Below are 13,546 nucleotides of genomic sequence, written 5' to 3'. Positions count from 1 at the left end.
ATGGATGGTTTGCTGACCGATGTGCTGGTGCTGCTGACAACCCCCGCATCCCTGCGCGAGCTGCTGGTGCTGGCGGCCTTGCTGGCGCTGGCGGTGTTGCTGGCGCGTGGTCTGCGCAGCAAGGTCAATCGCGAGTCGTCAGTGGGCGGGCTGCGCTCGCTGGCGTTTCCGCTGCTGGCCATCCTGCTCTTGTCGGCCTTGCGTTTCGTTGCCCATCACAACGGCTGGAAGCTGCATTTCGTGGCAGTGGCCGTGCAGCTGCTGTGGGCCATGGTCGGCATCCGCATGGTGGTGTTTGCGGTGCAGCGCGCCTTTCCCAAATCGCCCTGGGTGACCAGCTTCGGGCGCAGCATTGCGGCGCTGGTGTGGCTGGGCGTTGCGCTCGATCTGCTGGGCATCCTGCCCGAGCTGATCCAGTGGCTCGACACCTTCGTGCTGCCGCTGGGCAAGACGCATATCACGCTGTGGGGCGTCTGCCAGGGGCTGGCCTCGGTACTCGGCGCGCTGGTCTTGGCCCTGTGGCTGGGCGGGGTGATCGAAGCGCGCCTGCTGCAGGTCGTGGGCATGGATCGCAGCGTGCAGATCGTGCTTTCGCGGGTGGTGAAAGCCCTGCTGATCCTGATCGCAGTGCTCGTGGGGATGGAGCTGGTGGGGCTGGACATCACCACCCTGTCGGTCTTCGGCGGTGCGCTGGGGGTCGGACTGGGCTTTGGCATGCAGAAGATCGCCAGCAACTACGTGTCCGGTTTCATCATCCTGCTCGACCATTCGATCCGGCTGGGCGACGTGATCCAGGTGGGCTCCGACCGTGGCGAGGTGATGCAGATCACCACGCGTTACACCGTGCTCAGGGCGGGCTCGGGCTCGCATTTCCTGCTGCCGAACGAGACGCTGGTGGGGTCGGTAGTGATCAACGACAGCTTCGCCGATCCGCGCGTGCGGGTGGCGGTGAAGGTTCAGGTGGCCTACCAGAGCGATGTGGAGCGTGCGCTGCAGATTCTCGAAGAGCTGCCCCTGCAGGAGGCGCGGGTCATTGCCGACCCGGCGCCAAAGGCCTTTCTCGTTTCGTTTGACGACAGCGGCATGACGCTGGAGCTGGGCTTCTGGATCAATGACCCCGAGAAGGGCAGCCTCGAAATCCGCTCCAACATCAACCGGGCCATCCTGCGGCGCTTCCGCGAGGAGGGCATCGAGATTCCCTTCCCGCAGCGCGAGGTGCGTTTGCTGAATCCGGCCTGATTCGGGCCTGATGCTGGTCTGATTCCGGCTTGAATTGCGGGCTTTTGCAAGGAGGCATGAGCATGGATAAATCGCTGGCTTTGCTGGATCAGGCGCAAACGCTGGTTGTGACCCAGGCGGTGAGCTTCGGGCCAAAACTGCTGGTGGCGCTGGTCATTCTGGCTGCCGGATTCTATGCCGGGCGCTGGGCGGGCAAGATGCTCAAGCGTTCATTGAGCCGCCTGCATCTGGAGCCGGATCTTGAATTGCTGCTGGTGCGCGTGTTGCGCATTCTGGTGCTGGCGCTGTTCGGCGTGATTGCCCTGCAGAATCTGGGCGTCGAACTCCTGCCGCTGATTGCCGGGCTGGGCGTGGCGGGGGCCGGCGTGGCACTGGCGATGCAGGGGCTGCTGTCGAATCTGGTGGCCGGGCTTACCATCATCCTGACCCATCCGTTCCGCATCGGCGAGTACGTCAGCATCATCGGCGTGGAGGGCGTGGTCAGCGACATCAGCCTGTTCAACACCGTGCTGCTGCATGCCGACAATTCGCGTGTGGTGGTGCCCAACCGCAAGATCGTTGGCGAGATCCTGCACAACTATGGCCACATCCGTCAGCTTGATCTGCGTGCTCAGGTCGCTTACGACAGCGACCACAATCAGGCACTGGCGACCGTGCTGGAGGTGCTGCAGGCGAATCCGCGCGTGCTTGCCGAGCCGGCACCGCTGGTGCAGATCACCACGCTGGCAGACTCCGGCGTGGTGATTGCCATCAAGCCTTGGGTGAGCGTGGCCGACAATCCGCAGGCCATCGGTGAGATCAATCAGGCCGTGCTGGAGGCCTTCCGCGCCCGCGGCATCCGCATGCCTTTCCCGCAGCGGGAAGTCCGGCTGCTAGGACAGGGCTGAAAAGCCGCTTCCCGCCTTGGTCTGCAGATAGCCTGTCTGTATAAGCGCGTCTGGCGGACTTCTTCAAGCAGGGTGCCCGCAGAAGTCCGCCGGATGCGGGTCTTCAGCCTGCCGTGACGCCGGAACGATTCAGTGCCGAGACGAGGGCGCGCAAGGATGCTTCCATGATGCTGGTCGAGCAGCCGGCGCCGAACACGGTGCCGGGGCGACCGGGCACCGTGATCTCGACGAAAGCCACGGCGCGGGCATCGCTGCCGGTGCCGAGGGAATGCTCCTCGAAACTGTGGATCGCGGCCTGTACGCCCAACGCGGCCAGCGCAGCAGCGAGCGGCCCGTTGCCGGTGCCGGCAAGTGTGCGGGGCATGCCGCCAGCTTCCACCTCCAGAGTGATGCCGTGGCGCTCACGCGACTCGTCGAGACGGTGGTCGATCAGGCGCAAGGGGCTTTCGGCGGTCAGGTAGGCCGATTCGAAGAGCTGCCACAGATCGCTGGCCGTCATCTCGGCGCCGGTGTCGTCCATGTGCTGCTGCACTACGCCGGAGAATTCCACCTGCATGCGGCGTGGCATGCTCAGGCCGTAGGCGTTTTCCATCAGCCAGGCGATGCCACCCTTGCCGGACTGGCTGTTCACGCGGATCACCGATTCGTAGCTGCGGCCAAGGTCGTGCGGGTCGATCGGCATGTAGGGCACGGCCCACTGTGCGTCCGCCTGCTGCACGGCAAAGCCTTTCTTGATGGCATCCTGGTGCGAGCCGGAGAAGGCCGTGAACACGAGGTCCCCCACGTACGGATGACGCGGATGAATCGGCAGGCGGGTGGCCTCTTCCACCACGCGGGCCACTTCATTGATGTTCGAGAAATCGAGGCCGGGATCAACCCCCTGGGTGTAGAGGTTGAGGGCAACCGTGACGAGGTCCACATTGCCGGTGCGCTCGCCATTGCCGAAGAGGCAGCCTTCGACGCGGTCCGCGCCGGCCATCAAGGCCAGTTCGGCGGCGGCGACGGCGGTGCCGCGGTCGTTGTGCGGGTGTACCGAAATGAGCGTGGCGTTGCGGCGCGTGAGGTGGCGGCTCATCCACTCGATCTGGTCGGCGTAGACGTTGGGTGTTGCACCTTCCACGGTGGCGGGCAGGTTGAGGATCATCGGCCGCGCGGGCGTGGGCTGCCACACGTCGGCAACGGCCTCGGTGATTTCGAGGGCGAAATCGAGTTCGGTGGCGCTGAAGACTTCCGGGCTGTACTGGAACACCCATTCGGTTTCCGGATAGCGCGCAGCCTGCTCGCGCACGCGGGTGGCGGCGTCCACGGCAAGACGGATACAGCCGGCGCGATCGACGCCGAAGACGGTGCGACGGAACTCCGGGGCGGTGGCGTTGTAGATGTGCACGATGGCGCGGCGGGCTCCGCGCAAGGCTTCGAAGGTGCGCTCGATGAGGTGCTCGCGCGCCTGGGTGAGCACTTCGATGGTGACATCATCGGGGATGCGCTTTTCCTCGATGAGGCGGCGGACGAAATCGAATTCGGTTTGCGAGGCGGCGGGGAAGGCGACCTCGATTTCCTTCAGGCCCACGCGGGTGAGCATCTCGAAGAAGGCGAGCTTGGTCTCGATGGACATCGGCTCGAACAGCGCCTGATTGCCATCACGCAGATCAGTGCTCATCCAGATCGGTGCGTGCTTGATGGTCTTGCCGGGCCACTGGCGGTCCGGAAGATTGATGGCGGGGAAAGCGGCGTATTTGCTGGCGGGATTCTTCAACATCGACATGATCGGGTTCTCCATTGCATTCGGAATTTGCTGGGTGTGGCCGAAGCAGGGGCAGCGGGCAACCACGAAATCATGGCCCGGTGCCCGGGGCGCAGTCGCAGCAAAGTGGTCAGCAGCATGATCATGTGGAATCTCCCTTGGGATGGATGCGCCAGACGCGCAAACGCTCAAACCTGCCTGAGGGCAGGGAACACAACAACCGGAACGAGGGGGTGGGGGTTTTATCTGCGCGTGCGGCGCAGCAGACGCTGCGATTGCAGACGCAGGGGCTGCAGGCGACGAGCCTGCAGTGCGCGCTTGGCGATGAGCACCAAGGCGAGGGAGAGAGTCAGAGCGAGGGCGGACGTGAACGTAGCCATGAGACGAACCTTACTGCCCGTGTCGGGGGTGCGTCAAGCACTGCAAAGCAGGATTTTGCAATCTGTTTGATTCGTCGGCTGGACAAATTGTCTGCAAGCAATATAATAAGCATTGCTTACTATATTGGCTGACGGCAATGAAGACGTCTGAGGAACGCTTGGGATTTCTGGTTACGGATGTGGCGCGCCTGCTGCGTCAGGCCTTTACCCAGCAGTTGCAGGCTGATGCCGGCGCCGGCCTGACGGTGGCGCAGGTGCGTGCGCTGGTCCAGTTGGCACGCCAGGAAGGCCTGCGTCAGGTGGATCTGGCCGAACACCTGGATATCCAGCCGATCACTTTGGCCCGCCTGCTTGATTCGTTGCAGGAGGAGGGCTTGATCGAGCGTCGCGCCGATCCTCACGATCGTCGGGCCTATCAGCTTTACCTGACCGCTGCCGCAACGCCTTATCTGGAAGAAGTGCGCCGGCACGGAGAGTTTCTTCAGCAGGCCGCATTGCGTGGGCTGGATGCCACGCAGGTCGCTGTGCTGCATTCCGCGCTGATCCAGATGCGCGCCAACCTAGCGCAGATGCGCCAACACTCACGAGAAGATGTTTCATGAGCAACACCGATGTGACCCCGACACCGCAAGCCACGCCACCTGTTCAAGTGCGCAACAGCCGTCTGCGCCTGATCCTGCTGCTCGTCGTTCCGCTGCTGCTGGCGCTGGGCGCCGGGGTGGTCTACCTGCGTGGCGGGCGCTCGGTGGAGACCGACAATGCCTATGTGAAGGCGGACAAGCTGTCGATCAGCGCCGAGGTGGCCGGGCCGGTGAAAGAAGTACTGGTGCAGGAGAATCAGGCTGTCACGGCCGGGCAGCCCTTGTTCAGCCTTGATCCCGAGCCCTTCGCGGTGGCGGTGGCCAAGGCCGAAGCCAAGATGGCGCAGGTACGCACTGATCTTGCGGCACTGAAAGCCAGCTATCGCGGCAAACAGGCCGAAATCACGGTAGCGCGTACACGCTCGAGCTTTGCCGACAAGGATCGCGCGCGTCAGGCCGATCTGGCCGCCAAAAATTTCATCCCGGTCTCCAAGCTGGATGACTCGAAACAGGCTTCCGAACTCGCCGCGCAGCAGGTGCTGGCACTCGAGCAGGATCTGAACCGCATCGCGCAGAGTCTGGGCGGCAGTGTGGATCTGCCGGTGGAGCATCACCCGTCCTGGCTTTCTGCCAAGGCCGAACTGAAACAGGCCAAGCTGAATCTGGCGCGTGTTGAAGTACGCGCACCGGTGGCCGGTACCGTCAGCAAGCTGCCCAAGCCGGGTCAGTATCTGAGTGCCGGCACGACCGCCATGTCGCTGGTTGCAGGGGGCGAGTTGTGGGTGGAGGCCAACTTCACCGAAACCGACCTGACCTTCATGCACCCCGGCCAGCCGGTGAAGATCCATATCGACACCTTCCCGGATCAGGTCTGGCAGGGCTCTGTCGACAGCTTGTCGCCCGCCACCGGAGCCGAGTTCTCGGTGATTCCCGCACAGAATGCCACTGGCAACTGGGTGAAGATCGCCCAGCGCGTGCCGGTGCGCATCCGCATCGAAGCCAAGGCTGAGCAGCCGCCACTGCGTGCCGGCCTGAGCGCGGATGTGGAGATTGCTACCGGCCACAAGCGCCGCCTGCTCGGTCTCTCCTTGTAACAGGCCGGTTTTCGGGACTCTTTCAAACCGTTCGTGCCGGGTGGCGCGCGGCGCCATATCGAGGCCACGGCCCAGTCCTCGATACACCGCGCGAAGCGCGGCACCCGGGCCGAACGGATTGTCACTGGATCAATCGCATGAGCAGCAACACTACAACCACTGCCGCGCCGGAGAAAAGCCATCGCGGCGCCATCACCGTTGCGGTCATGCTGGCGACCATCATGCAGGCGCTGGACACTACCATCGCCAACGTCGCCCTGCCGCACATGCAGGGCGCTTTGGGCGCCACGCAGGATCAGATATCCTGGGTGCTGACCTCCTACATCGTGGCCTCGGCCATCTTTCTGCCGCTGACCGGTTTTCTGGCTGCACGCTTTGGGCGCAAACGCATCTTTCTGTGGTCGGTGGTTGGTTTCACGCTGACTTCGATGTTGTGTGGTGCCGCACAGAACCTGACCCAGATCGTGATCTTCCGCCTGCTGCAGGGCGTATTCGGTGCGGCGCTGGTGCCGCTGTCGCAATCCGTGATGCTCGACACCTATCCGCGCGAGAAGATCGGCGCGGCGATGGCGCTGTGGGGCATGGGGGTGATGATCGGGCCGATCCTCGGCCCCAGTCTGGGGGGCTGGCTTACCGAGTATTACAACTGGCGCTGGGTTTTCTACATCAACCTGCCTTTCGGCATCCTTGCATGGCTGGGCATTGCAGCCTACGTGAAGGAAACCACCATTGATCGCAGCCGTATTTTTGATCTGCTCGGGTTTGCCTTGCTGGCAATATCCATCGGAGCCTTGCAGATGCTGCTGGATCGCGGCCATTCGCTGGACTGGTTTGCCAGTACCGAGATCATTGTTGAAGCGGCTCTGGCCTGCCTGTGTTTTTATCTGTTCCTTGCCCACATGTTCACGCATGAGCATCCCTTCATCGAGCCGGCGCTGTTCCGCGATCGCAATCTGAGTGTCGGGCTGATTTTCGTGTTCATCGTCGGTGTGCTGCTGCTGTCCACGATGGCTTTGCTGCCACCGTTCATGCAGAACCTGATGGGCTATCCGGTGATCGACGTGGGCCTGCTGCTTGCGCCGCGTGGCTTCGGCACCATGTTTGCGATGATGATCGTTGGCAAGCTTGTCAGCCGTATCGATGCGCGGGCTCTGATCCTGACCGGGCTTGGCCTGACCTGCCTGTCGCTGTGGCAGATGACCTGGTTTACCACCGAAACGACCGGCTTCACCATCGTCAGTACCGGCGTCGTGCAGGGCATGGGTTTCGGCTTTATCTTCGTGCCGCTGTCCACGCTGACCTTTTCGACGCTGGCACAGCGCTATCGCACCGAAGGCACCGGGCTGTACAGTCTGATGCGCAATATCGGCAGCTCCATCGGCATCTCGGTGGTCATTACCGCGCTGGCCCAGAATACCCAGCGCAATCATGCTGCCTTTTCCAGCTACATCAATCCGTTCAACGAATCCCTGCAGCGTGCGGTCGAGGCGGGCGTCTACAACCTGAGCACGACAAGCGGGCTGGTCAGCCTGAATGCCGAAGTCACCCGCCAGGCGGCTACTCTGGCCTACCTGCAGGATTTTCGCCTGATGATGTGGGTCACGCTCGTCGCGGCGCCGCTGGTATTGCTGCTGCGTGCGCCCATGAAAAAGGCCTGAAGCACGCCGGATCAATCCGGTGTGCTGCAGGCCTTGTGCCGAGCTGGTGAGGCTTACATGGCCACCAGCGTTTGGCGGCCCCACCAGCTTTCGGCGGGAGCCAGTTGCACCGGTTTCTGGATTGCCCCGGCCTCGACACACAGGAAGCGACGGAATCCGTTGGCAGGCAGATCGGCAATGGTGGCGCAGGTGTGTTCCCAGGGATTCCACACAACGGTATCAGGCATGCTTTCGGCATTGATACCGAGCGAGCGGCGGTGCTCGCGCAGCAGCAGCGGATTTTCGGTTTCGTAGTAGAGGCGGGTGGTCTCGCGGTCGATGACCACGGCAGTGCCGGTATCGACGACTTCTTCTATCGCATCCTTGTTGAGCAGGTTGCGGTAACGCTGGCCGCGCAAGCCTTCAAGGCTGACTTCCTCGACCTCCTTGACGCACAGGTAGGTGTGCAGGGCGGCGGCGAATTCAAAGGCCTGATCGCCGGTATTCTCGACTTCGAATTCGATATCGATGCGGGCGTTGGTCACGCCGATGCTCAGTTCGGCCTGGAAAGCATGCGGCCAGATCGCCCTGGTTTCTTCGCTGTCGGTGATGCGCAGGGCGGCCATGGCGAAATCGTCGCCAGCGCGGGCTGCGACCTTTTCCCACATGCGGGTGCGTACGAAACCGTGCTGGGGCAGCGGACCGGTATTGCCGAATTGCGGGAAGCAGACGGGCACCCCGCCACGCACTGGCGTGCCCAGCTGGAAAATTGCCTTGTCAGACATGTACAGGCGTTCTTCGCCGCCCGCCGGTTTCCAGGAAACCAGATGGCCGCCGTACAGCAGCACGATGGCCTCGGCGCCGTCGGGCGCGCGCAGATGGATGGCAGGGAGACCGTGGTAGTCGATGTCTTCGGCGATGGGAGTCGGCATGATCTTTGTCTGGCAAATTTTGAAGTTGCAAGAATACTGCTGCCGGAAGCCAAAGCCAATCCGGGTTTGTATTGAAGACCTCAGCGTTTCGACAGTTCGGCGTAGCGGTAGCAATCGACGGTATGGTCATTGACCATGCCGGTTGCCTGCATGAAGGCGTAGCAGATGGTGCTGCCGACGAAGCGGAAACCGCGCTTCTTCAGCGCTTTCGACATGGCGTCGGACTCCGGCGTGCTGGCCGGAATCTCGCCCATGCCGCGCCAGGCGTTCTGGCGTGGGCTGCCGCCGACAAAGCTCCACAGCCACGCGGGCACGTCGCCCGTTTCGGCTTCCAGCGCCAGCCAGGCGCGGGCGTTGTCGATGGTGGAGGTGATCTTCAGGCGGTTGCGCACGATGCCGGCATCCTGCATCAGGCGTTCAACATCGGCATCCGTGTAGCGGGCAATCCTGCGCACGTCAAAGCCCTCGAACGCACGGCCATAGTTGGCGCGCTTCTTCAGGATGGTGATCCAGGCAAGCCCGGCCTGTGCGCCTTCCAGCGTGAGCATCTCGAAGAGCCGCACCGGATCCCGCTGTGCGACACCCCACTCGGCATCGTGGTAGGTGCGGTACAGCGGGTCGGCAGCGCCGGCCCAGGTGCCCAGCCAGGCACAGCGGCAGCGCCCGTCACCGGACTCGTGTGGGTGTCCGCTCAATCTCTCATCTCGCTGACAGGCTGCAGGATGCGGATATCCGGCAGGCCACGCATCTTGCCGATCAGCATCAGTACGCTGCGGGTGACCAGCGCCGAATTCAGATGGCGCTTGTGGGCAGCGAGGCTCTCCCACACCTCGATGGTGTTGAAGCGACCCGGGCGTGCGGCATCGGCATACACATCAAAGCGCATGCAGCCTTCTTCCTGACGGTGAAGATCGGCCATCTCCTGCAGGATCTCGCGCACGGTGTCGACATGTTCCGGCTCGGCGTCGGCAAGGGTGATGACGTGAATGGAATGGGTAGGCATGAAATGACCGGGTCAGGCGGGCGCAAACGGGATTGTCAGTTGCGGGCGTTCGCTTTGGCAAGGTCCAGTGTACCGTGTTTCAATGTTTTATCTTCGGGGTCGGTGTGCAGCACGAAACCGATGCGTTCGACAAAACGCAGCATGCGTTCGTTGCTGGTGAGAAATTCACCTTTCATGCTCGTCAGGCCGCGTGCGTAGGCCGTGCTGATGATGGCTTCCATCATGCGTCGCCCCAGCCCGCTGTGCTGGTAGGCATCCGCCACAACGATGGCAAACTCGCAACTCGTGCCGTCCGGATTGGTGTTGAAACGGCTGACGCTCAGCTGTTTTTCCTGACCGTTTTCGAGGCAGGTCGCGATGAAGGCCATCTCGCGGTCGTAGTCGATCAAGGTGAGTTTCGAGAGCAGTGCCGGCGAGAGCTCGCGCAGCGCGCTCATGTAGCGGAAATACTTGGTTTCCGGCGAAAGATCGCGCACGAAGCCCTGGTTCATTTCCGCGTCTTCCGGCTTGATGGGGCGGATCGTGACCGGGGTGCCATCCTTGAGCTGCCAGCTCCACACCAGATTGGTGGGGTAAGGATGAATGGCCATGTGCTCGTAGCGTGCACTTTGACGGGCGTTGCGCCCGATCTCGATGCGCGCCTCGGCGGCAAGAATCCCGCGATCATCGATATACAGCGGATTGATTTCCAGCGAACGCAGCATGGGCAGCTCGCAGACCAGATCGGAAATGCGCAGCAGCAGATGCTCCAGCGCGTCGAAATCTGCCGCTGGCATTCCCTCCAGCGGGCCCAGCAGGCGCTCCGCATGGGTGTCGTGCAGCAGGTCACGCACCAGAAAGGCGTTCAGCGGGGGCAGGGCCACGGCACGGTCTGGCCAGTAGTTCGGGTCAAGACTGCGTTCGCCGAAACCGATTACCGGCCCGAAAACCGGATCACGCCACACACGCAGCATGAGCTCGCGTGCATACGGGCTGTGCCAGGTCGGTTCCACGCACAGACCGGCACCGAGCGCCTCGGGCAGGTGCTGCTCGATCTGGCTGGTGAGCTCTTCCCAGGCCAGATGCAGGCCCACGCTGCTGGCCAGATCATGGCGTGCGCTCAGGTGCTGCAGGCGGGTGCCATAGAGCGCCGCATTCGGCCGCAGGCTGACCGGGTAGCCCATCTGGGCTGCCGCTCTCTCCGCATCGCTGATCGAATGCACCACGCGCATTGCCGCCACCGGCACGTGAAAGGCGGCCAGCAGTCCTTGTGCCTCATGCCGGCGCAGGATGGTGCGACGATCCTTCAGGGCGCTGTCGATCAGGCCGATGGCCAATTCGCGCATCGGTGCTTTTTCGTATTCGAGCGGACCGGGCACCTGGGTCAGCAGCTGCTGGTTGCGGTAATACGAACTGATGTGCGAGAACAGGTCGACCGCGCTCTCCGGCGTGCGCAGCGACGGAATTCTGGCCATGCGAAAGATCTCGCGCGCTTCCAGACAGGCATCGTCACCCAGCCAGCAGGTGACGATGGGTTTGTCGGAAGTCTTGCTCAGTTCGACCACGCGGCGCGCCACTTCGCTCGGCTGGCTCATTGCCAGGGGCGAAAGCAGGCACAGCACACCATCCACGTTGTCATCCATCAGCAGCGCTTCGAGTGAGCGGGCGTAGCGTTCCGGGCTGGAGTCGCCTACCAGATCGACCGGATTCTCGCGTGACCAGTGGGTCGGCAGCACTTTCTCCAGGCGGGCGATGGTTTCAGGCGCCAGTCTTGCCATAACGATGCCCAGATCGCCGGCGCGGTCTGCCGCCATCACGCCGGGGCCACCGCCATTGGTGATGATCGCCAGGCGGTTGCCGCGCGGGCGGAAGTGTACGAACAAGCCTTTCAGATTGCTGAACAGCTGCGTCAGCGTGTTCAGACGCACCACGCCGGAACGCCGCAGCGCCGCGTCGAATACCGCGTCATCGCCGGTCATTGAACCCGTGTGGGCCTGCGCGGCACGCGAGCCGACCGGGTGACGGCCAACCTTGAGCACCATCACCGGTTTCACGCGGGCCGCCGCTCGCAGCGAGCTGAGGAAGCGGCGCGCATCGCGGATGCCTTCGATGTAAACAAGGATGGCTTCGGTGCGGAAGTCCCACACCAGATAATCAAGGATCTCGCCAAAATCGAGCTCGGCTGAAGAGCCCAGCGACACCACCGTGGAAAAGCCGACCTGATTGGGCCGCGCGTAATCCAGCACCGCGGCGCACAGCGCGCCGGATTGTGAAACGAAGCCGATCGAGCCATTCAGCGCGCCGCTGGAGGCAAAGGTCGCGTTCAGCCCCAGCAGCGGCCGTGCCACGCCCAGACTGTTCGGTCCCAGCAGGCGCATGCCGTAGCCACGGGCGATGCGCACGGTGTCGATTTCCAGCTGGGCGCCCAGTGCGCCACTCTCGCCGAAACCGGCCGAGAGCACGGCGGCGACCCGGACACCGGCCTGGCCGCATTCATCGATCAGCCCGGGAACGGTACCGGCTGGTGTGGCGATGACGGTCAGATCGACCTTGCCCGGCACTTCCCGGATATCGGCGAAACAGGGAACTCCCTGCACCGATTTGTATTTTGGATTGACCGCGTAGAGCGTGCCCTTGTAGCCCGCCGCCAGCATGTTGGCGACCAGGATTGCACCAAGGGCGTTCTCACGCTCGGTGGCTCCGATGATGGCCACACTGCGTGGCTCGAAAAGCGGTGACAGGTAGTGTTTTTCGTCCAAGGAGGCACCCCGGCGAGGCGGCTGACAGGCGGCTGCCTGACTCAGCTCAGTATGCCGTATCCGGGGCGACAGTAGGGCATTGGCACGCCCATCCGGACGGTGCGTCCTACATCTCGATGACGGTCGGTGGTTCGTCGTCGATGCTTTGCACGAAGCCTTCAGCCAGCAGGGTTTGAACTGCTGCTTCGGCCGCTTCTCCGATCATCAGCCGTTTGCACAGCTCGTTCCACGGTGTGTGGCCGTCGATCAGGATCAGGGTGCTGCGCAAACGCGAGGGCAGATGATGAGCGCGCGTGGCAATTTCTTCGGCGCCCTTGTGTGTCTTGCAATAGATGGCAGTTTGCAGCATGGCCATTCTCCGGTTGGGAATGGTTTGAAACTAGCTGTATACAAGGCTTGCAGCAATCCGGGAAAGACCGCGAGAGCGTAGAAAAGTGTTAATTCTGTGCATATGTCACGAAAAATGGGGCGCCCTGCCTGCGCAGCGGCGCCCCGTAAGGGTCTTCAGCAGTGCTGTCTGAAGATCCGCCTCAGGCGGCCTTCTTCAGGGCAACTGCGGCAGCGGGCTTGTTACCCAGCGGCAGCAGTTCGTAGCCGTAGATTTCGTTCAGGATCTGGGCGGCGGCGGCATACATGGCCGAAGCGCCGCAGAAGATGCCTTCCCAGCCGGCGATGTGGCTGATGGTCTCGTTGCCGGTTGCGTCGCCCAGTGCAAGCAATGCGAACAGCAGGGTCAGCGAGCCGAAGATCACCTGGGTGGCGCGGTTGAGCTTGAAGGTGCCGACGAACAGGATCGCGGTGAAGATGCCCCACATCACCAGGAAGGCGACCAGGCCGCCGGTGCTGGTGGCTTCCATCAGGCCGGTCTTCGGGAAGCTGACCAGGCCGACCAGCGCCATCCAGAAGAAACCGTAGGAAGTGAAGGCGACGGTGCCGAAGGTGTTGCCCTTCTTCCATTCCATGACGCCGGCGATCACCTGGGCGATGCCGCCGTAAAAAATGCCCATGGCGAGGATCATCGAATTCATGCCGAACAGACCGGCGTTATGCAGGTTCAGCAGGATGGTGGTCATGCCAAAACCCAGCAGGCCCAGCGGGGCAGGGTTGGCGGTGAAATCGGCGTGGTTGGCGTGATCGGCCATCAAAAAACTCCTGGAACGGTAGGCGGTGTGCAGCGGCAAGGGCTTCGGCAATCCGGAGCCGGCGCGGAGTGTGCCATCGATTGTTTTGCGTGCAATTCGTCTGGATCAAATTTAACAGGGCATTTCCCAAGAGCCTTTTTATGGATCCGTTAATAGAATTAATGGAGAT

At 62.6% G+C, this 13,546-nt stretch carries 13 protein-coding genes; 5 read left to right on the top strand and 8 right to left on the bottom strand.

The annotated features are described in order from the left end of the window. A complete protein-coding gene (locus tag Q9Q94_RS10025; protein WP_305979923.1) occupies positions 1-1,239 on the top strand; it encodes a mechanosensitive ion channel family protein in 1,239 nt (412 codons plus the stop codon). 62 nt (positions 1,240-1,301) lie between these two features. Continuing rightward, the gene (locus Q9Q94_RS10020; protein ID WP_305979922.1) at positions 1,302-2,126 is read left to right on the top strand and encodes a mechanosensitive ion channel family protein; all 825 of its coding nucleotides are present in this window, start codon (positions 1,302-1,304) and stop codon (positions 2,124-2,126) included. A 103-nt stretch (positions 2,127-2,229) separates the two neighbouring features. On the opposite strand, the gene leuA is transcribed toward Q9Q94_RS10020, so the two are convergent. Further along, positions 2,230-3,885, bottom strand: a complete 1,656-nt coding sequence (gene leuA, locus Q9Q94_RS10015) for a 2-isopropylmalate synthase (RefSeq protein WP_305980282.1) — start codon at positions 3,883-3,885, stop codon at positions 2,230-2,232. Between the two features lie 227 nt (positions 3,886-4,112). Then, the gene (locus Q9Q94_RS10010; protein WP_305979921.1) at positions 4,113-4,250 is read right to left on the bottom strand and encodes a hypothetical protein; all 138 of its coding nucleotides are present in this window, start codon (positions 4,248-4,250) and stop codon (positions 4,113-4,115) included. A 137-nt stretch (positions 4,251-4,387) separates the two neighbouring features. On the opposite strand from Q9Q94_RS10010, the gene Q9Q94_RS10005 reads away from it, so the two are divergent. The 3 genes from Q9Q94_RS10005 to Q9Q94_RS09995 all read left to right on the top strand — a co-directional run bounded on the left by Q9Q94_RS10005 (position 4,388) and on the right by Q9Q94_RS09995 (position 7,583). Continuing rightward, positions 4,388-4,852 (top strand): MarR family winged helix-turn-helix transcriptional regulator, encoded by a 465-nt coding sequence (locus tag Q9Q94_RS10005; RefSeq protein ID WP_305979920.1) that lies wholly within the window; start codon positions 4,388-4,390, stop codon positions 4,850-4,852. After that, positions 4,849-5,925: an HlyD family secretion protein gene (locus Q9Q94_RS10000; RefSeq protein ID WP_305979919.1), complete on the top strand. Its 1,077-nt coding sequence runs from the start codon at positions 4,849-4,851 to the stop codon at positions 5,923-5,925. Before Q9Q94_RS10005 ends, Q9Q94_RS10000 begins: the two co-directional genes overlap by 4 nt. A 137-nt stretch (positions 5,926-6,062) precedes the next feature. Continuing rightward, entirely contained in the window at positions 6,063-7,583 is a 1,521-nt protein-coding gene (locus tag Q9Q94_RS09995) for a DHA2 family efflux MFS transporter permease subunit (RefSeq protein WP_305979918.1), read from the top strand. A 53-nt stretch (positions 7,584-7,636) separates the two neighbouring features. Here Q9Q94_RS09995 and Q9Q94_RS09990 read toward each other — a convergent pair whose 3' ends face one another. From Q9Q94_RS09990 to Q9Q94_RS09965, 6 genes are all read right to left on the bottom strand, one after another. Next, positions 7,637-8,494: a D-hexose-6-phosphate mutarotase gene (locus Q9Q94_RS09990; RefSeq protein ID WP_305979917.1), complete on the bottom strand. Its 858-nt coding sequence runs from the start codon at positions 8,492-8,494 to the stop codon at positions 7,637-7,639. Between the two features lie 80 nt (positions 8,495-8,574). Then, the gene (locus Q9Q94_RS09985; protein ID WP_305979916.1) at positions 8,575-9,189 is read right to left on the bottom strand and encodes a DNA-3-methyladenine glycosylase I; all 615 of its coding nucleotides are present in this window, start codon (positions 9,187-9,189) and stop codon (positions 8,575-8,577) included. Then, positions 9,186-9,497 (bottom strand): putative quinol monooxygenase, encoded by a 312-nt coding sequence (locus Q9Q94_RS09980; protein WP_305979915.1) that lies wholly within the window; start codon positions 9,495-9,497, stop codon positions 9,186-9,188. The genes Q9Q94_RS09985 and Q9Q94_RS09980 overlap by 4 nt, the downstream gene beginning before the upstream one ends. A gap of 35 nt (positions 9,498-9,532) precedes the next feature. Continuing rightward, positions 9,533-12,235 carry a bifunctional acetyl coenzyme A synthetase (ADP forming), alpha domain/GNAT family N-acetyltransferase gene (locus Q9Q94_RS09975; RefSeq protein ID WP_305979914.1) on the bottom strand — a complete coding sequence of 901 codons (2,703 nt, stop codon included), beginning with the start codon at positions 12,233-12,235 and terminating at the stop codon, positions 9,533-9,535. Between the two features lie 106 nt (positions 12,236-12,341). Next, positions 12,342-12,584 carry a hypothetical protein gene (locus Q9Q94_RS09970; protein WP_305979913.1) on the bottom strand — a complete coding sequence of 81 codons (243 nt, stop codon included), beginning with the start codon at positions 12,582-12,584 and terminating at the stop codon, positions 12,342-12,344. A gap of 181 nt (positions 12,585-12,765) precedes the next feature. Further along, entirely contained in the window at positions 12,766-13,377 is a 612-nt protein-coding gene (locus tag Q9Q94_RS09965) for an acetate uptake transporter (protein WP_305979912.1), read from the bottom strand. Positions 13,378-13,546: the final 169 nt, after the last annotated feature.

The organism is Uliginosibacterium sp. 31-16 (assembly GCF_030730865.1).
Taxonomy (GTDB): domain Bacteria; phylum Pseudomonadota; class Gammaproteobacteria; order Burkholderiales; family Rhodocyclaceae; genus Uliginosibacterium.
Note: the sequence above shows the minus strand (reverse complement) of the source record. Positions and strands in the feature narration are given on the sequence as shown.